We start from the raw sequence: 19,069 nt of genomic DNA on the forward strand, positions 1-19,069 counted from the left end.
AGGATGACCCAGTGACGAATTCCAACACCTCCGCGGCTGGGTCCTCGCTGCGCCTCTTCAGCTCAGAATCCGTGACCATCGGCCACCCGGACAAGATCTGTGACCAGATCTCCGACGCCATCCTCGACGCGCTGCTCGCCGAGGACAAGAACTCCCGTGTGGCAGTGGAGACGCTGACCACCACCGGGCTGGTGCACGTGGCCGGCGAGGTGACCACCTCGGGCTACGTGGAGATCCCGCAGATCGTGCGCAACACGCTGCTGGACATCGGTTATGACTCCTCGGCCAACGGATTCGACGGCGCCCGCTGCGGCGTCTCGATCTCCATCGGTCAGCAGTCCCCAGAGATCTTCGCCGGAGTCTTCAACTCCATGGAGGCCCGCGGGGGAGCAGATGACCGCCGGGACGCCCAGGGCGCCGGTGACCAGGGCATCATGTTCGGCTACGCCACCAATGAGACCCCTTCCTATATGCCCAGCGCCATCTCGCTGGCCCACCAGCTCTCCGCGCAGCTGACCAAGGTCCGCCAGGACGGCCAGCTGGCCTACCTGCGCCCCGACGGCAAGACCCAGGTCACCATCGGCTACGACGGCGACCGTCCGGTCAGCCTCGACACCGTGGTGGTCTCCACCCAGCACACCGCCGAGATCTCCCAGGAGCAGCTCCAGAGCGAGATCAGCGCCCAGGTGATCGCACCGGTGCTGGAACACACCGACCTGGACCTGGCCACGCTCTCCGAGATCATCAACCCCTCGGGCCCCTTCGTGGTCGGCGGACCCGTGGGCGACGCCGGGCTGACCGGACGCAAGATCATCGTCGACACCTACGGCGGCTTCTCCCGGCACGGCGGCGGCGCCTTCTCCGGCAAGGACCCCTCCAAGGTGGACCGCTCCGCGGCCTACGCGATGCGCTGGGTGGCCAAGAACGTGGTCGCTGCGGGGCTCGCCGACCGCGCCGAGATCCAGATCGCCTACGCGATCGGTCGTGCGCACCCGGTGGGCATCTACGTGGAGACCTTCGGCACCGAGAAGGTGGATCCGGCCCGGATCTCGGCGGCCATCGACGCGATCTTCGACCTGCGCCCGCTGGGCATCATCGAGGACCTGGACCTGCTGCGCCCGATCTACCGTGAGACCTCCAAGAACGGGCACTTCGGCCGCGACGGGGAGAACTTCCCCTGGGAGCGCCTGGACCGGGTGGATGCACTGAAGTCCTTCTTCAACGCCTGACCCGGACCGGTCGGGGCGGGCCCCCAGCGGGTGGCGCCATTGCGTTCAGGCGGCGGGTCCTGCTCCGGGGAGGCGGTGACTCGAGGTCCCGCGCCAGCTCCGGTAGGCCCAGATGGTCATCGCCACCACCACCGACCAGGCCACACCGATCACCACGCCGTTGACGATGGTCTGATCCGCGATGAAGGCACCCAGCGCCACCAGAGCGACCTGTCCAGGCACCGTGGCGACCGCACTTGCCACGACGAAGTCACGCTGGGTCACACCGAAGGCGCCGCTGCCGTAGTTCACCGGCCAATAGGGGACACCCGGGGTCAGCCGCAGGGCGCAGACGGCCTCGAAGCCAGCACCCTCCAGATGCGCCTCGACCTTCTCCGCATGGGACCCCAGCAGCTTACGCACCGCCTGGGTGCCCAGGAAGCGCGCCAGGTGGTATGCCGCGAAACAGCCGATGAGCACCCCGATCACCGAGAGCAGACTGCCCAGCATGGTGCCGAAGATCAGCCCGCCGCTGACTGCCATGATGGTGACCGGGATCGGGGTCATGGCGACCGCCGCGTAGACGGCGATGAACACGATCCACGCGGCCCAGCCGAAGTCCTCGATACGCTGCTGCAGCTCGTCCAGAGGCGGCAGCCGCAGATTGAAGGCGGCATAGATCATGCCGGCGAGCACTGCCACCAGCAGCGCGTTGCGGATGAAGGAGCCCCAGGCGGGACCGAGGGCTTTTTCGCTCATTGGCTCAACTCTACGCATCGGTGCGTGTCCCTGGTGGGAGATACGATCGCAGGGCAGCGGTAATCAGGGCGAGGGGGTGGATCAGCGTGGCGCAGGAGCCGACATCGCAGGCGGGGCAACAGTCGAACCAGCCAGCCCTCTTGGACTCGCTCGCGCCCGCGCCTGCTCCGCAGCTGCCCGCCGGCGCCACCGATGAGCTTCCCGTGGCAGAGGTGCTGCTGGAGTCCGCCGTGCCCCACCTGGATCGCCCGTTCGACTACGTGGTGCCCGTCGATCTCGCCGAGAAGATCGTCCCCGGCTGCCGGGTGAAGCTGCGGTTCTCCGGTCGGGAGATGACCGGCTATGTGCTGCGCCGCAAACAGGAGCCCTCCACCGCCTCACGGCTCTCCCTGATCACCAAGCTCGTCACCGCCCTGCCGGTGCTCTCCGAGGACATCCTGGAGCTCGCCCAGCAGGTCGCCGAACGCGGGGCCGGGGTCACCGCTGATGTGCTGCGCGCCGCCATCCCGCCAAGGGCCGCCCGGGTGGAGAAGGACTACGCCGGCCTGCGCGCACCTGCGCCCGATCTCGACCCCGAGCACCCCCGTCCACGCAGCGCCGCGCTGGCGCTGAAGTCCTACGGCGAGCAGTCCTGGACGACCCAGGTGCTGGATCGGGTGCACGAGTGTCTGGCGGGGGAGGGCGACGCCGTCGTGGTGGTCCCGGACCAGCGCGACGTCGAAGCCCTGATGGAGGTGCTCACCGGCACGCTGGGCAGCGGGGTCGCGGTCCAGCTGACCGCGGAGATGGGTCCCTCCGCGCGGTACCGGTCGTTCCTGGATCTGCGTTACGGACAGGCCCGAGTTGCTGTGGGCACCCGTTCCGCGGTCTTCGCCCCGGTGGCCCGGCTGCGGTTGCTCATGGTCTTCGAAGACGGCGAGCTGACCCACGCCGCGCCACGCGCGCCATATCACCATGTGCGTGAGGTGGCGCTGCTGAGGACGGTGCAGACCGGCGCTGAGCTGGTGATGCTCTCCACCTCGCGCAGCCTGGAGGTGCAGCGGCTGGTCGAGCGCGGCTGGCTCGCCGAGGCGGCGCCCGAGCGAGAGGAGCGCCGAACCGCGGCCCCGCGGATGATCGCCACCGCCGACTCCTACGAACAGGAGCGCGAGCCGGCCTTCCGCGCGGCCAGGCTGCCCGCAGCCGCATACAAGGCGGCGCGGGACGGGCTGGCGCAGGGGCCGGTGCTGATCCAGGTCGCACGCAGCGGGTTCATCCCGGCGGTGCTCTGTGAGCGCTGCCGCAGCCGTCAGCAGTGCCCGCAGTGCCACGGACCACTGAGCCTGCCGGCTCATCACGGCCAGTCCCGGACGCTGAAGTGCCGATGGTGCGGGCTGCACCACCGGAACCACCGTTGTACCGAGTGCGGCTCCACCACCTTCCGTGCCGGCACGCGCGGGGCTGATCGCACCGCCCAGGAGCTCGGTCGCGCTTTCCCGAACACTCCGGTGATCTCCTCGACCTCGGATCACCCGATCGCCGAGGTCGGACAGGAGCCGGCCCTGGTGGTCAGCACCCCCGGAGTGGAGCCCGTCGCGCAGACCGGCTACGCCGCCGCGCTGCTGCTCGACGGGGACACCCAGCTCAGCCGTGAGGGCCTGGACGTGCCTCGCCAGGTGCTCTCCCGGTGGTTCCGGGCGGCCTCGCTGGTCCGCCCGCACAAGACTCACGGCGGCACCGTGGTGATCACCGCCGAGGCCGAGGAGCTCACCGCAGCCCTCGTGCGCTGGGATCCGGTGGCCTATGCCCGCAGGGAGCTCTACAGCCGATTGGAGCTGGGACTGCCGCCGGCGCAGCGGATGCTCAGCCTCACCGGAGACCCGGCCGAGGTCGAGGCATTCCTCGCCCAGGTGCAGCTGCCCGAGGGCCGAGCGTGGATCGGGCCTGCGCCGCTGGATGATGGGCGGCACCGCTACCTGCTGTTCTTCGGCTACGCCGAGGCCGCCGCAGTGGTCACCGAGATCCGCCGGATCCGACGCACCCACAGCGCGGCACCCCCGGGAGCCGCACGCGGCAGCCGCGGTCTGCGGATCGCTATGGACGACATCGCGAGCCTGCAGTTCTGATCCCGCAGTTCTGGTCCCGCGGTTCTGAACCAACGGTTCTGGTCCCGCGGATCAGGGGCGCCGCGAGGGTGCTCAGTCCAAGCTGGAGATGAAACGGCGCAGCGCCCGGGCCGCCTGCGCCGGCTTCTCGTAGTGCAGCAGATGCCCGGTCTCGCACAGCACCTCGGTGTGCGCTCCTGGAATCATTCGGCGCAGACGCTGCTGCCCGGCCGGGGTGCTCAACTGATCCTTTGACCCCGGCGCCAGCAGAACCGGCAGCTCCAGCCGGTCGGCGAACTCGGTGACGGTGTGCCGGCTGGAGGCCCAATAGGCCTGCAACAGGGTCTTCGGGTCCGCGTAGCCGCTGAAATGCTGTCGGTGCTGATCCCGGATATAGGCCACCTGATTCGGATCGCGGGTGACGATCATCGAGGCGTTGGTGACCGCCTGCGCCAGCGGAGACCGCAGCAGCGCCTGCGCCACAGGCTCGGGCAGCCACTGGCTTGCTCGGTAGTACAGGTCCACAGCGGCCGCACCGGGGAGCAGGCTGCCGGTGAAGATGTCATTGCTGATCGGGGCGAACAGCGCCAGCCCCGCCCAGCGCCGAGGTTCCTCTGAGCGGTCTGCTGGGCTGGTCTGCGCGGCGTGGGCCGCTGGGTTGGTCTGCGCGGCGTGGGCCGCTGGGTTGGTCTGCGCGGCGTGGGCCGCTGGGTTGGTCTGCGCGGCGTGGGCCGCGACGATGATCGAGCCGAAGGAGTGACCCACCAGGACATCCGCTGCTCCCAGCTCGAGGGCCTCCGCCAGCGCCTCCACGAAGCCCGCATAGGCGTCCAGGGTGTGCTCGGCGGGGACCCGCTCGCCGGGGACGGCGTCGGCTGGGTCCGCAGCGGCGCGCTGCAGCGGCGGGGTCGCCCCGAAGCCGGGGAGATCCGGAACGAAGACCTCGAACTCCGGCAGTGCATCCACGATCAGCGCCATCCCGTGATGGTCCCCGCGGAAGCCGTGGATCAGCAGCAGCCGGCGCGGCGGAGCCTGCGAGGCGGCGGAGGCACCGGGGGTCGGCGCCTGGGCGGGGTAGTGCCAGACCGCAGCCGCCGTGCCCAGCCGGGCGTCGTCGTCGACGACGGTCTCGCGTCCCGGGCCGCTCACGGGCTTCGGGGCGGCGAAGTCCACCGGGACGTCTCGTCTGATTCCTGCCCGAACTGGGTGCTCGGTCCACGTCTGGCTCACTGGCCCAGCCTACCGGGGAACTCAATTAGACTGGCGGGGTCCAAGATACGACCCGACGACGACGAGGTGCCCCCCAGGTGAGCCACGCGAGCGAAACCGCTGCAGCCGATACCACTGCGACGCAGCCCAGCAGCCCTTCGGCTGACGCCCAGGGCGGCGAGAAGAAGCAGTACTCCTTCCAGGAGATGGAGGCCCGCTGGCAGCCGGTCTGGGAGGAACAGGGCACCTTCGTGGTGGACCCGGCGGACACCCGGGAGAAGAAGTACGTGCTGGACATGTTCCCGTACCCCTCCGGTGACCTGCACATGGGCCACGCCGAGGCCTTCGCCATCGGCGACATCCCCGCCCGGTACGCCCGGCTGCGCGGCTACAACGTGCTGCACCCGATCGGCTGGGACTCCTTCGGGCTGCCGGCCGAGAACGCCGCGATCAAGAACGACGCTCACCCCGCGGACTGGACCTACGCCAACATCGAGACCCAGGCGGCGTCCTTCAAGCGCTACGGGATCAGCACCGACTGGACCCGCCGGCTGCACACCTCGGACGAGTCCTACTACCGGTGGACCCAGTGGCTGTTCCTGCAGTTCTACAACAAGGGACTGGCGTATAAGAAGGACTCCCCGGTCAACTGGTGCCCGAAGGACCAGACCGTGCTCGCCAACGAGCAGGTCGTCGAGGGCGCCTGCGAACGCTGCGGGACCGCGGTGATCAAGAAGTCGCTGAACCAGTGGTACTTCAAGATCACCGACTACGCCGACCGGCTCCTGGAAGACATGGACGAGCTCAAGGGCCACTGGCCCGACCGGGTGCTCTCCATGCAGCGCAACTGGATCGGCCGCTCCACCGGCGCCTCGGTGCGCTACCAGATCCCCGCCACGCAGGGCGCGCCCGAGCACCCCCCGGTGGAGGTCTTCACCACCCGCCCCGACACCCTCTACGGGGTCACCTTCATGGTGGTCGCCGCCGACGCCGACCTGGCGATGGACCTGGTCACCGAGGAGCAGCGCGCCGAGCTTGAGGCTTACCGGGCCGCGCTGGGCAGCGTCTCCGACATCGAGCGCCAGTCCGCCGAGCGGGAACGCACCGGGGTCTTCCTGGGCCGCCACGCGATCCACCCGATCACCGGCGAAGAGCTGCCGCTGTGGGCCTCGGACTATGTGCTCGCCGACTACGGCACCGGCGCCGTGATGGGCGTGCCCGCCCACGACCAGCGCGACCTGGAGTTCGCCCGCACCATGGGGCTGAAGGTCCGCGTGGTGGTCGACACCGGTGAGGAAGACCCGGCTGAGACCGGCACCGCGACCGCCGGCGAGGGCACCGCGATCAACTCCCCGGCCTGGGACGGGCTGAGCAAGGACGCCGCGATCGCGCGTGCCATCGAGGTGCTCGCCGAGCAGACCGTGGGCGAAGCCAAGGTCAACTACCGGCTGCGCGACTGGCTGCTCTCCCGGCAGCGCTTCTGGGGCGCGCCGATCCCGATCATCCACTGCACCGACTGCGGCGAGGTCCCGGTGCCCGAGGACCAGCTCCCGGTGAAGCTGCCCACCGGCATGCGCGGCGAGCAGCTCGCGCCGAAGGGGAAGTCCCCGCTGGCCGGCGCCACCGACTGGGTCAACGTGGACTGTCCCTCCTGCGGCGGCGCCGCCACCCGCGACACCGACACCATGGACACCTTCGTGGACTCCTCCTGGTACTACCTGCGCTATATCGACCCGAACAACGACGCCGAGATCTTCCCCAGCGCGGAGATCAACAAGTGGCTGCCGGTGGATCAGTACGTGGGCGGCGTGGAGCACGCCATCCTGCACCTGCTCTACTCCCGGTTCTTCACCAAGGTGCTCTTCGACCTGGGCCTGGTGAACTTCACGGAGCCGTTCAAGGCGCTGCTGAACCAGGGTCAGGTGCTCAACGGCGGCAAGGCCATGTCTAAGTCCCTGGGCAACGGGGTGAACCTCGGCGAGCAGCTCGACATCTACGGCGTCGACGCGGTCCGGCTGACCATGGTCTTCGCCTCCCCGCCGGAGGATGACGTGGACTGGGCCGACGTCTCGCCCTCGGGCTCCGCGAAGTTCCTGGCCCGTGCCTGGCGCTTCGCCCAGGACGTCAGCTCCGAGGCCGGCGTCGACCCATCCCACGGGGCCAAGGCGCTGCGTGTGGTCACCCATCGGACCATCCAGGACGCCGCCCAGCTGGTGGAGGACAAGAAGTTCAACGTGGTGATCGCTCGCACCATGGAGCTGGTGAACGCGGCCCGCAAGGAGATCGACTCCGGTGCCGGCGCGGGTGATCCTGCGGTGCGTGAGGCCGCCGAGGTCACCGCGCAGATCCTCTCCCTGGTCGCGCCCTACACCGCCGAGGACATGTGGGCCCTGCTCGGCCACCAGCCCTCGGTGGCGAACTCCGCCTGGCCCGCAGTGGATGAATCTCTGCTGGTCCAGGACACCGTCACCGCGGTGGTCCAGGTCAAGGGGAAGCTGCGCGACAAGCTGGAGGTCGCCGCAGACATCACCGAGGCCGAACTCGAGGCCCAGGCGCTGGCGCTGCCAAGGATCCAGAAGTACGTCGCCGAGGGCGGCGGGGTGCGCAAGGTGATCGTGCGTGCGCCCAAGCTGGTCAACGTCGTGACGGGCTGATGAGCCCCCGGCCAGCAGAACGCTGCCAGCAGAGCCTGGCCCGATGGCGCAGCGCGCTTGAGGCCGACCTGCTGGCTCGGCGGGCTGCGATGCCGGGGCGTAAACCCCATCTGCGCCGCAAGAAGGGGCGCATCGCGGTGGTCACCGACTCCTCCTGCTCGCTTCCTGTAGATCGCGGGCCCCAGGAGCTGCTGCTGGGCCCGGTCGGGGTCAACATCACCTCGGTGCCGATCCCGGTGATGATCGGGGATCAGATCTATCCGGAGACCAGTCACGAGCTGGACCGGGATCTGCCCCTGGCGCTGGCTCAGGGGAACCCGGTGCGCACGTCTCGACCGTCCCCGGGACGGTTGCTGGAGTCCTACGAGTCGCTGCGGGCCCAGGGCTACGCCGGGGTGGTGTCCATCCACCTCTCGGCGAAGCTCTCCGGCACCGTGGAGGCCGCCCGGCTGGCCGCCGAAGGGCTGGACTTTCCGGTCATGGTGGTCGATTCCCGTCAGGCCGGCCTGGGTCTGGGGCACAGCGTGATCGACGCGGCGATCACCGCGCAGCTCGGCGGATCCCTGGCGGCGGTCGCGGAGTCCGCGACGCGCAGCGCCCACGCCGCAGAGACGATGTTCGTGCTGCCCAACCTGGACCAGCTGCGCCGCGGGGGACGGATCAACGCGATGTCCACGCTGATCGGTGGACTGCTCTGGGTCAAGCCGCTGCTGCAGCTGACCGAGGGTGAGATCCAGCCCATGGAGCGTCCGCGCACCATGCCGCGCGCCCTGGAACGACTTCAGGCCCGGGTGGCGCAGCACGCCCACAGCATGGACGCGCCCCGCCTGGGAGTGCATGGATTCGGTAATCCTGCCCAGGCGCTGGAGCTGGCCGAGACGCTGGCCCCGCTCTCCGCGGCCCCGGTGCCGGTGGTGGACCTTCCCCCCGCCCTGGGCGCTCACCTGGGCCTGGGAGCGCTGGCGGTGTCGTTGAACCCGGCCCTGCCCGCCACTTCCTGAACCCGGCCCTGCCAGCCGCTTCCTGAGGCTGCCCACCGAGTTCTCCGGCTCGGACCGGTCTTCCCCAGCCCCGCACTGAGGACGACGCCGCGGCCCGCTGCGCACAGCGGATGCTGCACCGCGGATCCGAGTCGATCACGGTCCTAGCGTGATCCCATGGAGGATCGGGCTGAGGAGCAGCTGACACGGCGGGAGCGGCTGCGCGCTGAGCGCGAAATCGAACACGCCGCCCCGGCCCGGATCCGGATGAAGCTGGCCGGCGTCATCGTGATCGTCATCGCCCTGCTGAGCTGGCTCGCCGTGTCCTGGTTCAGCAGCGCCGCTCCCTCGGGAGCGCCCACCCTGCCAGAGCCCCCGCAGCTGCAGGGCGCGGAGCAGCCCGGAGCGAGCCCCGGAGCCGGCCCCGGAGTCGGCCCTGGAGCGGGTCCTGGAGCCGGCCCCGGGGCCGGCCCTGGTGGTGCCTCGGGTCAGGCCGAGGGCCCTCCGGCGTCGAACAGCCCCGGGGCCTCCGCCGGGGCCCGGCCCGACACTGGGGCCGAGGGTGCCGCGGATGAGGCCCAGAGTGCTGTGCCGGGCGCGCAGGGGACGAGGCTTGTGGTGGTCCACGTGGGCGGCGCGGTGGCGGAACCGGGCGTGGTGGAGCTGGCCGCCGGGGCACGCGTGCATGAGGCGATCGAGGCTGCGGGCGGGATGACCTCGAAGGCCGATCCTGGCGGCCTGAATCTCGCCGCGCCGGTCCAGGACGGCACTCAGATCTGGGTGCCCACCCCGGAGGAGCTTGAGGCCGGGACCGGACCCCCGTCCGCCGGGCAGGACTCGCCCGGGCCGCCGGGGGCGGCGCCGGGAACAGCACCCGCCCCGGAGTCAGGAGCAGCACCTGGGGCCGAAGCAGCCCCCGGGGCCGGTGACTTGATCAACCTCAACACTGCCGATGCCACAACACTCCAGGAGCTCCCCGGGATCGGACCGGCGCTCTCGGAGCGGATCATCACCTACCGCGAGGCCAACGGCCCCTTCGGCTCGCTGGAGGAGCTTGCCGGGGTCAGCGGCATCGGGCCTGTGATCCTCGCGGATGCGGAGGGTCTGGTGACCTGGTGACGACAGGGAAGCCGTTGGACCTGCGGCTGCTGCCCGCCGCGCTGGCCGCCTGGGCGGCGGCCCTGATGGCGGTGCATCTGCCGTGGGAGTCCGCGGTGCGGCTGGGCTGGGGCTTCCTGGGTGCGGCCACGCTGCTGAGCCTCGGTGCCGGACTGGTCACGCGGCTGCTCGCCCACCCGGCGACGCTGCATGCGCTGCTGTGCTGCGTGGTGGTGGCAGTCGTCGCGCTCCAGGCGGGGACGGACGCTCGGGCGCACGCGTTGAGCGGGTGGATGCAGGCGGTGCAGGGCGACGCCCCGGTCACGGTGACACTGCGGATCTCCGGCCAGCCAGAGCTGCTGGACACCCCGGGGTTCGGCGGTGAGGCCCGAATCATGGCCCACGGGGTTGTGGAGACGGCGTCCATGCCGGGGGAGCCGCTTCCCGTGCCTGTGGGTGCCCCGGTGGTGATGATCCAAGATGCCCCGGCGGACTTCGATCTGTTGCCCCCAGACGAATCTGCCCCGGCGCCCGGTGAGGCAGCCAACGAAAAACCTGCCGGTGACCCGGCCGAGGGCCCGGCCGGGGACCTGGCCGGTGACCCGGCCGAGGGCTCCGTCGAGGTGTCCGCCGGGAAGCCCGCCGCACCGCGTCTGCCGCTCATCACGGGTCAGCGCTATCAGGGGCTGGTGAAGCTCAGCCCCACCGACCCTGGCCAGCGGGAGACCGCTGTGCTCTTTCCGTCAGGGGCGGAGCTGGAACGGCTCCCCGCTGATCCTCGTGCCGAGTTCACCGAAATCTTCAACGGATTGCGCTCTGCCACCGCGGCCGCGTCCTCCCACGCGGTGGGCGATGCTCCGGGGCTGCTGCCGGGGCTGATCCTGGGTGATCGGACACACCAGGATCAGGAGGTCCGCGAGGCGATGCGTGCCGCAGGCCTGAGCCACCTGACCGCTGTGAGCGGGGCGAACTGCGCGCTGGTCATGGGCGCTCTGATCGGAATCGTCAGGCTGTTGCGCGCGCCGCGCTGGATGACGGTTCCGGTCGCGCTGATCGGTCTGGTGCTGTTCGTGCTGCTGGTGCACCCCGAGCCCAGCGTGATCCGTGCCGGGGTGATGGGCAGCATCGCCGCAGTCTCGCTCTTCGCCGGGCGAGGTCGGGCGGCGTTTTCGCTGCTGTGTGTCTGCGTGATCGGGCTGCTGGTCTTTGATCCGTTCTACGCGATGGAGCCGGCGTTTCAGCTGAGCGCCGCTGCCACGGCGGGGATCGTGGTGATCGGGACCCGGATCCGGGAGCGGTTGGAGAGGTTTCTGCCGGTGGTGCTCGCGGCGCCGCTGGCACTGGCGTTCTCCGCGCAGCTCTTCGTCACCCCGGTGCTGCTGCCGCTCTCGGCGGCAGTCAACACCTACGCGGTGCCCGCCAATGTCCTGGCCGCCCCTTTCGTCCCGTTCATCACCGTCCCAGGGACCTTCGCCGCAGTGATCTCCACGACGCTGCCCTGGCTGGCGGTACCGATCCTCTGGTGCTGCGGGTTGGCGGCAGCCTGCCTCGGGCTGATCGGCCGGGCCGCGGCTGGGTTTCCGCAGGCCACCGCCCCGTGGCCGGAAGGGTGGGTGGGCTGGGGTCTGGTGGTGCTCTACGTCTTCGCGGCCCTGGTGCTGGCCTGGGGTCTGGTGGACCGGTTCCGCTACTGGCACATGGTCCTGCTGGCGGGAGCCGCGGCGGCGATGCTCGCCCTGGTGCTGCCGGTGACGGCATTGGCCCCGTCGCGTGGCCTGGATCATTGGCGGGTGGCCCTGTGTGACGTGGGGCAGGGCGACATGCTGGTGATCCGCACACAGGAGTCCGCGGGCGTGGTCGTGGACGCGGGGGAGGATCCGCTGCTGGCAGACCAGTGTTTGGAGAAGCTCGGTCTCGACACCGTGGAGGCACTGGTGCTCACCCATGAACACAGCGACCATTACGGCGGGACCGCGGGGGTGATCGAAGATCGTGCGCCGGGCACGGTCCTGCATGCCGGAAGCGCAGACTGGGACGTGGACGCTGAGGTCGAGTCTGTGGCCGAGTTGCCGGCGAGCGTCCCGGTGTACCGCCCCCAGGCCGGGGAGGTCTTCGAGTTCACCCGCGAGCTACGGGTGCGGCTCACCGTGTGGGTCGCGGAGGCCCATCACGCGGAGGCCAACGACAACTCGCTGGTGGCGCTGTTCGAGATCGCGGACCCGCAGCTGCCGGTGGGGCAGATCGGTGCGGTGAGCCACCCGCTGCGTCTGCTCGCGATGGGGGACATGGAGGAGGCGGCGACGGCGTCGCTGCTGCGCCGCGACGGCGTGCCGCCGGGCGTGCACCTGTTGAAGGTCGCTCATCATGGGGCGGCCAATGGCGGCACCGAGCTCCTGGAGGCGACGCGACCGGCGGCGGCGCTGATCGGGGTGGGGCAGGACAACAGCTATGGGCATCCCTCCGCCGAGATCATCCGGACTCTGGAGGCTGTGGGCGCCTCGGTCTACCGCACGGACCTCCACGGCACGGTGGCCTTCAGCCTTGGACCCAACGGGCTTGAAGCGATGGAGCTGCGGTGACGAAGGTCTGCTGGTCGAGGAATCGCGTCAGCGGGCAGAAGTCGGGAGCATCGCATCACGCCGGGCATGCGTGAGCAGCGAGGGGCACCGAAAGTGAGTGGAGTCTGCAGGCGCAGGCGTCCAGACTCCACTCACCGAGGTGGCTTGCGGCGGGCTAACGCTTCTTGGCGTTGCGGTAGGCCTCCACGACCTCCCGATGCAGCCGGCCTCTCGAGGAGACCTTGAAGCCGTTGTTCACCGCCCACTCCCGAATCTGTCGAGCCTCGTTCTGCGGTGACGGAGGGGCGATGACCCGACTCTTGCTGATGTACTGCTTCAACGAGTCACGCAGCTCCTTAGTGTGCTGATCGCTGAGATCAATTTCGTAATAGCGAGCATCCAGACCAAAAGTCACCGTCTCCTTAGCTTCACTGCCGTCAAGGTCATCGACAAGCACCACTTCGATTCTCTGGGCCATATCCAACACCTCATTGCCTCATCGACGATGAGGAAGCAACTGCCTCACCCGTCGTATCGACTTCTGCATGTGAAAGTCATGCAGAAGGTATAGCTGATAGTGATTACTCCGCAGATGTGCCCAGCGTTCAATGCATGTGGCAAATAAAAATACGTTTCTGAAAAACAAGCGGACGACGGGCCAGGGGTAAGTGGACACGCGCTTCGGTTCCAAAGCAGCCGATCAAGGACGCTGCGAATCTGGGGAATCAGTTCTACGCCTGTTGCATCGGCGAGGCAGATCGCCCGACCTATGGCTGCACGGGACTGGTCAGCGACCCGCCGACAGAGCTCCACCCCAGGCAGTGCTGAAGACAGCCCCGCCATTGGGACAGATCTTATGCATTCCCACAAGAGCTGTATCGCCTTTCCGAAGTGGACATTCGGTCACTCCGCGGCACCTCGGGACGCGGGGGCCAACCGCAGCGGGGCCCTTCGTACGCTCAGATGCGGCCGGTCTCGTGGGCCCACATGGCGACCTCGACACGGTTTCGGGCGCCGAGCTTGCGCATCAGGCTGGCGAGGTGGGCCTTGACGGTGCTTGGGGTGATGTAGAGCTCGCGGGCGATCTCATTATTGGTCCGGCCTTGGGCTACAGGCAGGAGGACCTCCTCCTCGCGCGCGGTGAGCGGTTCTATCGGCTGTTTCGGTGGTGCGGTCTGTGCATCGGCGAAAGCCGCGAGCAGTTTGAGCGTCACGCTGGGTGCGATCAGTGCGTCTCCATCGGCGGCGGCGTGGATGGCCTGGGTCAACAGGGCAGGCCCGGCGTCCTTGAGCAGGAACCCGCGAGCGCCGGCCTTGAGCGCCCCGTGGACATATTCATCGAGGTCGAAGGTGGTGATGACGATGATCGGCAGGGGGTCGGTGACGTCGGGGCCAGCGAGGCGCCGCGTGGCTTCGATGCCGTCCATCAGCGGCATGCGGATGTCGAACAGGCCGACGTCGGGGCGCAGCTGCCGCGCCAGGCGGACCGCCTCGCGCCCGTCTGCGGCCGCGCCGACGACTTCGATCTCGGGCTGGGCCTCAAGCAGCATGCTCAGCCCGGTGCGCACGATCGGCTGGTCGTCGGCGATCAGGACCCTGATGCTCATCGGGGAGCACCGCCTCGGGGCAGGACCGCCTCCACCCGCCAGCCCTGCGCGGCGGGGCCCGCCTGGAACGTGCCGCCGAGCAGTGAGGCGCGTTCCCGCATGCCGATCAGCCCGTAGCCCACCAGACCGTAACCTGCTGCGCCGCGGCCGCTGACGGGGGAGCCGTCGTCGTCGATGGTCAGCCGCACCCGGTCGGCCTCGCCCGTGACGGCGACGGCGACCCGGGTCGCGTGGCGGGCATGGCGTCGGGCGTTGGTGATGGACTCCTGGGCCAGGCGGTAGATCGCGGCCCTGACCGCTGGGCTGAGGTCGTCGAATTCTCCGGAAAGGGTCACCGTGACACTGGGCCGCGTCTGTCCGCCGGTGGCGAGCGCTTGGATCTCGGCCACGCCGGGCTGCGGCACGAACTCGGTGTCCTGCGAGGCGCGAAGCACGCCGACGATGGTGCGCAGCTCGGTGAGCGTCCGGGTCGCTGCGTCCTCGATGATGCCAAGGGCCTCGATGGCACGCTCGGGGTGCGAAGCTGCGATGGCCCGTCCTGCCTGGGCTTGGATGGCGATGCCCGAGACGTGGTGGGCGACGGTGTCATGGAGTTCACGAGCGAGCTGTTCGCGCTCCCGGGCCTTGGCCTGGTCGACGTCGCGGAGGTGGATCTTCGCGCGGTACCGGATCGCAGCGCCGAGCGCGGCGGCAAACAGGAAGAACCCGTATCCGGCGACTGCTCCCCAGAGGCTGACGGGGTCGGCGACGTTGGTGATGGGCAGCCACAGCAGGATCACGCCGAGGCCGCCTGCGGCCTCGCGACCGGAGCCCCACCGGAACAGCGAGTAGGCCAGGATCAGCGCCGCCGACATGCTGTTCAGCATGCCGCCTTCCGACCCGGTGAGAATTCTGACCGAGTCGACCACCGTCCACGTGCCGAAGCAGACCGCGACGGCCAGGAGGGGGTGCGAGCGTCTCCACAGCAGCGGGCCCAGGACTGCGAGCACCGCGAGCAGCAGCAGCGCCAGGGGAGCCAGGTCCTGGCGGAGCGCGACTTCCACCACGGACCAGCCGATCAGGACGGCGACCAGCGCCGCGTCCCGCGGCCCCGGCTCCGGAGCATTCGCGGGTCGCGGTTCAACCCACAGCGAGCGGAGCGCGTGGATGGCCATCTGGTCAGCCTAGGCAGCCCATGGGCTCGACACATCGGCCGAAAGTACCAGAGCGCGACCGTGCCAATGGCCAGGTGGAATCAGGCTCCGGGGCTGATGTGCCCGCCGCCGGCATCGATGAAGGTGGAAGCACCCACTCAATCTAGCCAAGGAGCATCGTCATGAGAACGCCTGAACCCCACCTCACCCGAGAGAACCTTCCGTCCCAGGGCCGTCTCGAAGACCTGCGCCTGCCCGTGCAGGCCAGACTCGCAGCGGCATGGACCAGCTTCATGTTTCTCTACATCTACGTCGACTATCTCGCGCTGTACAAGCCCGGCTTCCTCGACGAGATTCTGGGCGGCACCGTCCACGAGTTCGACACCGGCCCCACCTTCGTCGCCCTTTCGCTCACGCTCATCGCCATCCCGAGCCTGATGATCCTGCTCTCCACGACGCTGCCCGCGCGGGTCAGCCGCACCATCAACCTCGTCGTGGCGACGCTCTACATCCCCGTCACGATCTACAACGCAGCGGGGGAGTCGTGGAGCTACTCCTACTTCTACGGCCTCTCCATCGGACTCGAGGTGCTGCTGCTGGCCTTCATCCTGCGCTCCTCATGGACCTGGCCCCGCCACACCGCCTCCGGGCACGGTCAGGATTCGTCCCGGTCCGCGGTTCTAGCGGTTCCGCACCCGAGACAAGTACGTTGACAGGAGTCCCATCGGGCCTTGCACCCACCCACGAAGAAGAGTCGGACTGGTGTGCCGTGCCGATCAGGAATGTCGTGGGTCGTCGGAGCCCCTGCATGTCGGCGGGCTCGAGCACCCCCGGCAGCTCAACCCACCCACCCCACGGGCACACCGCAGGGCAGATCCTAGCCGCAGGGCATCGTGGCGACCGCCCACGCAGGCCACCTCAGCGATCGACTCACTACCAGTGACGGGAGAACAGCATGACATCGCAGAGACACCACGCCGACACGAGCGGCGCTCCCCACGCCTCGCACCGAGAAAGTGTCTCGATGCAGGCCATGGTGCAGACCGGCTACGGCTCCACGGAAGTCTTCGAGCTCGCAGAGATCGAGCGCCCCAGGATCGGCGAGCACGAGGTGCTGGTCCGTGTGCACGCGGCCGGCCTCGACCGTGGAACCTGGCACATGATGGTTGGCCGACCGTATCTGCTGCGGGTGATCGGCTTCGGCTTCCGCAGGCCGAAGAATCCCGTGCCGGGAATCGACGTCGCCGGAACTGTGGCTGAGGTGGGCTCCTCGGTGACCGGGTTCGCCCTCGGTCAACCGGTCTACGGGATGTCCCGCGGCTCCTTCGCCGAATACGCCGCGGTTCTGGAGACCAAGCTGGCGGCGAAACCGGCGAACCTGACCTTCGAACAGGCCGCCGTCGTTCCCATCTCCGGCGGTACAGCCCTCCAGGCGCTGAGTGACTCTGGCCAGGTGAAGCAGGGCCAGAAGGTGCTGGTCCTGGGTGCCTCCGGTGGTGTCGGCAGCTTCGCCGTGCAGATCGCCAAGGCATGCGGCGCGGAGGTGACGGGGGTTTGCAGCCCCGGCAAGCAGGACTTCGTGCGATCCCTCGGCGCTGATCACGTCATCGACTACACCCGGGAGGACTTCGCGGACGGCTCGGATCACTACGATCTGATCCTCGACATCGCCGGCAATCCCCCTCTCGCCCGGCTGCGACACGCCCTGACCCCCACCGGGACCGCCGTCATCGTCGGTGGCGAGGGAGGTGGTGACTGGACTGGTGGATTCGGGAGAAGCCTGCGGGCGCCATTGTTCTCGAGATTCCTGAGCCAGCGGCTCACCATGCTTGCGTCCAAGGAACGCGGAAGTGACCTGGAACGACTTGCCGAGCACTTGAAGAGCGGCACGGTCACGCCGCGTGTGGACCGTACCTTTCCCCTGGCGAAGGTTCCAGAGGCGATGCGGCGTCTCGAAGCTGGAGACGTGTGCGGCAAGATCGCGATCACGCTGCCGGGGTCTGACCTCCCGGGGTGAATCCGCGGTTCGTGCCTGATGAATGTGATGCCAGGTGCAGACACAGCTAGGGGGCGTCAGCTACGCGCTGACGCCCCCTAGTGGTGTGCCTTCTGGCACAAACTTGAATCAGCCTGCTGCGGGCAGCTTCAGCTGATCGCCGACGAAGATCAGGTTGGGATCCTGGACGGTGTCGGTGTTGGCGTTCCAGATGTCCTTCCAATCCAGGCCGAGGGCGTTGGCGATGCTGGAGAGCGAGTCGCCGGCCTGCACGGTGTAGGTCTCGCCGGAGGTCTGAACCTCAACCTGCTGCGGTGCCTGCTCGACCGGAGCCTGCTCCACGGGTGCTGGCTCAGGGGCGGGTGCCGGTGCCGGCTCGGGTGCCGGTGCAGGCTCGGGAGCGGGCTCAGGGGCCGGTGCTGGCTCAGGAGCTGACTGCTCCGGTGCCGGCTCGCTCTGCGCGGGAGCAGTGTTGCCGCCGCCGCCACCCGGGTTGCCGGAGAGGCCGAGCTGAGCGGAGCAGGAAGGCCATGCGCCCCAGCCCTGGATCTCCCAGAGTGCGTGGGCGCGGCTGATCTGCTCGGACTTGCTGGCATCGCTGGGGAGACCGGAGCCGCCCACTGCCTGCCAGGACTGCTGGGAGAACTGCACGCCGCCGTAGTAGCCGTTGCCGGTGTTGATCGACCAGTTGCCACCGGACTCGCACTGTGCGAGCTGGTCCCACTGGCCCGAGGCGCTTGCGGCAGGAGCCTGTGCGACGACGGCTGCGCCGGCGAGCGTGGCAGCTGCGAGGCTACCGCCGAGAACCTTCTTGAAAGTCTGCTTGGTCTGCATGAGAGTTGAGTCCCGAAGTCCCTGCACTCGTGACCCTCCCGGGCCGTCCTCGTGTCACCGTCCGCCTTCATGATGTGTAGCGGTCAAGTTTCACCTGAGTCGGCGTGGACGGTGGTGGGCAGCCGGCTCCGGTGCTTCCTGATTGCCGTGTGTGGGCCTGGGAACGGAGGCCCAGTCGTTACAGCGGCATCACGGAAGATGTCCGTTAACCAGTAAAAGGTCTCGATTTGATTGCGTCAACCGGGGCCTGGGTGACCTCGAACACTCAAAAACCCCGGAACTACGCGGAATTTACTTCGTTACCTGGCCGTTATCAACGTTCCTGTGAATAGTATGTGAGTGATGAAACCGTGACGCGCGACGCGTGCTGGAGGGCCGCTCTGCGCTCGCTCGACGAGGGGGAGCGGTTTCCACCATGTGGGAATTTTGGTGCGCGAACCGCCAAAGTTTCGAATCTGGTGCAAGAATCAGATGATGGACGGTGTGGATCGCGCAATCATTTCTGCGCTGCGAAAAGATGGACGGATTCCCAACGCGGCGTTGGCCCAGAAGGTCGGACTCACCGCCGGGCCCTGCCTGCGCCGGGTCCAGCGGCTCGAGGCCGAGGGTGTCATTCTGGGCTATACCGCTGACATCAACCCCGAAGCACTGGGGCAGTCCTTCGAGGTCGGTCTGGACATCGAGCTCAAATGGGGCGACCGAGAGACCGTAGAACGGTTTGAGGACACCATGGCGAGTTACGAGGAGGTCCTCGAGCTGCTCCGGCTCTTCGGCTCACCGGACTATTTCGCCCGCGTCGCGGTGGCGGATCTCCATGCCTACGAGCGGTTCCTCACCAAGAAGGTGCTGACCATTCCCGGGGTTCAGGGCACGGACTCCGCCTTCCCGATGAAGATCATCAAGAGCCAGCGCCCGCATCTGAACACCGGGAAGTCCTTCGACGAGTGAG

15 protein-coding genes are annotated in these 19,069 nt (G+C 68.6%); 9 read left to right on the forward strand and 6 right to left on the reverse strand.

The genetic code is table 11. The annotated features are described in order from the left end of the window. The first annotated feature begins 11 nt into the window (after nt 1-11). Nucleotides 12-1,229, forward strand: coding sequence for a methionine adenosyltransferase (metK, locus tag I2487_RS08815; protein WP_207172259.1), 1,218 nt, complete (start codon nt 12-14; stop codon nt 1,227-1,229). A gap of 45 nt (nt 1,230-1,274) precedes the next feature. Here the strand turns inward: metK and I2487_RS08820 are convergent, their stop codons facing one another. Continuing rightward, on the reverse strand, nt 1,275-1,967 hold the full coding sequence (locus tag I2487_RS08820) for a TVP38/TMEM64 family protein (protein WP_255546139.1): 693 nt from the start codon (nt 1,965-1,967) through the stop codon (nt 1,275-1,277). 140 nt (nt 1,968-2,107) lie between these two features. Here I2487_RS08820 and I2487_RS08825 point away from each other — a divergent pair, with 140 nt between their 5' ends. Continuing rightward, complete coding sequence (locus I2487_RS08825) at nt 2,108-4,072, forward strand: primosomal protein N' family DNA-binding protein (RefSeq protein ID WP_207172257.1); 1,965 nt, start codon at nt 2,108-2,110, stop codon at nt 4,070-4,072. A gap of 72 nt (nt 4,073-4,144) precedes the next feature. On the opposite strand, the gene I2487_RS08830 is transcribed toward I2487_RS08825, so the two are convergent. After that, nucleotides 4,145-5,281 carry an alpha/beta fold hydrolase gene (locus tag I2487_RS08830; RefSeq protein ID WP_207173034.1) on the reverse strand — a complete coding sequence of 379 codons (1,137 nt, stop codon included), beginning with the start codon at nt 5,279-5,281 and terminating at the stop codon, nt 4,145-4,147. 77 nt (nt 5,282-5,358) lie between these two features. On the opposite strand from I2487_RS08830, the gene leuS reads away from it, so the two are divergent. From leuS to I2487_RS08850, 4 genes are all read left to right on the forward strand, one after another. Further along, the gene (gene leuS, locus I2487_RS08835; protein ID WP_207172253.1) at nt 5,359-7,914 is read left to right on the forward strand and encodes a leucine--tRNA ligase; all 2,556 of its coding nucleotides are present in this window, start codon (nt 5,359-5,361) and stop codon (nt 7,912-7,914) included. Then, a complete protein-coding gene (locus tag I2487_RS08840) occupies nt 7,914-8,915 on the forward strand; it encodes a DegV family protein (RefSeq protein ID WP_207172251.1) in 1,002 nt (333 codons plus the stop codon). Before leuS ends, I2487_RS08840 begins: the two co-directional genes overlap by 1 nt. A 156-nt stretch (nt 8,916-9,071) precedes the next feature. Further along, entirely contained in the window at nt 9,072-10,013 is a 942-nt protein-coding gene (locus I2487_RS08845; protein WP_207172249.1) for a ComEA family DNA-binding protein, read from the forward strand. Next, nucleotides 10,010-12,571, forward strand: coding sequence for a ComEC/Rec2 family competence protein (locus tag I2487_RS08850; protein WP_207173035.1), 2,562 nt, complete (start codon nt 10,010-10,012; stop codon nt 12,569-12,571). The genes I2487_RS08845 and I2487_RS08850 overlap by 4 nt, the downstream gene beginning before the upstream one ends. Before the next feature lie 154 nt (nt 12,572-12,725). Here the strand turns inward: I2487_RS08850 and I2487_RS08855 are convergent, their stop codons facing one another. The 3 genes from I2487_RS08855 to I2487_RS08865 all read right to left on the reverse strand — a co-directional run bounded on the left by I2487_RS08855 (nt 12,726) and on the right by I2487_RS08865 (nt 15,311). Beyond that, a complete protein-coding gene (locus I2487_RS08855; RefSeq protein ID WP_207172232.1) occupies nt 12,726-13,028 on the reverse strand; it encodes a histone-like nucleoid-structuring protein Lsr2 in 303 nt (100 codons plus the stop codon). 481 nt (nt 13,029-13,509) lie between these two features. Next, on the reverse strand, nt 13,510-14,157 hold the full coding sequence (locus I2487_RS08860; RefSeq protein ID WP_207172230.1) for a response regulator: 648 nt from the start codon (nt 14,155-14,157) through the stop codon (nt 13,510-13,512). Then, complete coding sequence (locus I2487_RS08865; RefSeq protein ID WP_207172228.1) at nt 14,154-15,311, reverse strand: sensor histidine kinase; 1,158 nt, start codon at nt 15,309-15,311, stop codon at nt 14,154-14,156. Before I2487_RS08865 ends, I2487_RS08860 begins: the two co-directional genes overlap by 4 nt. A 161-nt stretch (nt 15,312-15,472) precedes the next feature. Here I2487_RS08865 and I2487_RS08870 point away from each other — a divergent pair, with 161 nt between their 5' ends. After that, nucleotides 15,473-16,003 (forward strand): DUF6326 family protein, encoded by a 531-nt coding sequence (locus tag I2487_RS08870; RefSeq protein ID WP_207172226.1) that lies wholly within the window; start codon nt 15,473-15,475, stop codon nt 16,001-16,003. Nucleotides 16,004-16,245: 242 nt separating this feature from the next. Beyond that, complete coding sequence (locus I2487_RS08875) at nt 16,246-17,307, forward strand: NAD(P)-dependent alcohol dehydrogenase (RefSeq protein WP_255546140.1); 1,062 nt, start codon at nt 16,246-16,248, stop codon at nt 17,305-17,307. 108 nt (nt 17,308-17,415) lie between these two features. Here I2487_RS08875 and I2487_RS08880 read toward each other — a convergent pair whose 3' ends face one another. After that, nucleotides 17,416-18,120 carry a LysM peptidoglycan-binding domain-containing protein gene (locus tag I2487_RS08880; protein WP_207172224.1) on the reverse strand — a complete coding sequence of 235 codons (705 nt, stop codon included), beginning with the start codon at nt 18,118-18,120 and terminating at the stop codon, nt 17,416-17,418. A 474-nt stretch (nt 18,121-18,594) separates the two neighbouring features. Between I2487_RS08880 and I2487_RS08885 the strand changes: the two genes are divergently transcribed. After that, nucleotides 18,595-19,068 carry an Lrp/AsnC family transcriptional regulator gene (locus I2487_RS08885; RefSeq protein WP_207172222.1) on the forward strand — a complete coding sequence of 158 codons (474 nt, stop codon included), beginning with the start codon at nt 18,595-18,597 and terminating at the stop codon, nt 19,066-19,068. The last annotated feature ends 1 nt before the right edge of the window (nt 19,069 follow it).

It is taken from the genome of Nesterenkonia sp. E16_10 (genome assembly GCF_017347085.1).
GTDB lineage: Bacteria > Actinomycetota > Actinomycetes > Actinomycetales > Micrococcaceae > Nesterenkonia.

Excerpts from the sequence above, each read along its gene's own strand:
- I2487_RS08820 (WP_255546139.1), bottom strand. The coding sequence starts at position 1,967 with ATGAGCGAAAAAGCCCTCGGTCCCGCCTGGGGCTCCTTCATCCGCAAC.
- I2487_RS08840 (WP_207172251.1), top strand. The coding sequence starts at position 7,914 with ATGAGCCCCCGGCCAGCAGAACGCTGCCAGCAGAGCCTGGCCCGATGG.
- I2487_RS08845 (WP_207172249.1), top strand. The coding sequence starts at position 9,072 with ATGGAGGATCGGGCTGAGGAGCAGCTGACACGGCGGGAGCGGCTGCGC.
- I2487_RS08855 (WP_207172232.1), bottom strand. The coding sequence starts at position 13,028 with ATGGCCCAGAGAATCGAAGTGGTGCTTGTCGATGACCTTGACGGCAGT.
- I2487_RS08860 (WP_207172230.1), bottom strand. The coding sequence starts at position 14,157 with ATGAGCATCAGGGTCCTGATCGCCGACGACCAGCCGATCGTGCGCACC.
- I2487_RS08865 (WP_207172228.1), bottom strand. The coding sequence starts at position 15,311 with ATGGCCATCCACGCGCTCCGCTCGCTGTGGGTTGAACCGCGACCCGCG.
- I2487_RS08870 (WP_207172226.1), top strand. The coding sequence starts at position 15,473 with ATGAGAACGCCTGAACCCCACCTCACCCGAGAGAACCTTCCGTCCCAG.
- I2487_RS08875 (WP_255546140.1), top strand. The coding sequence starts at position 16,246 with ATGACATCGCAGAGACACCACGCCGACACGAGCGGCGCTCCCCACGCC.
- I2487_RS08880 (WP_207172224.1), bottom strand. The coding sequence starts at position 18,120 with ATGCAGACCAAGCAGACTTTCAAGAAGGTTCTCGGCGGTAGCCTCGCA.
- I2487_RS08885 (WP_207172222.1), top strand. The coding sequence starts at position 18,595 with ATGGACGGTGTGGATCGCGCAATCATTTCTGCGCTGCGAAAAGATGGA.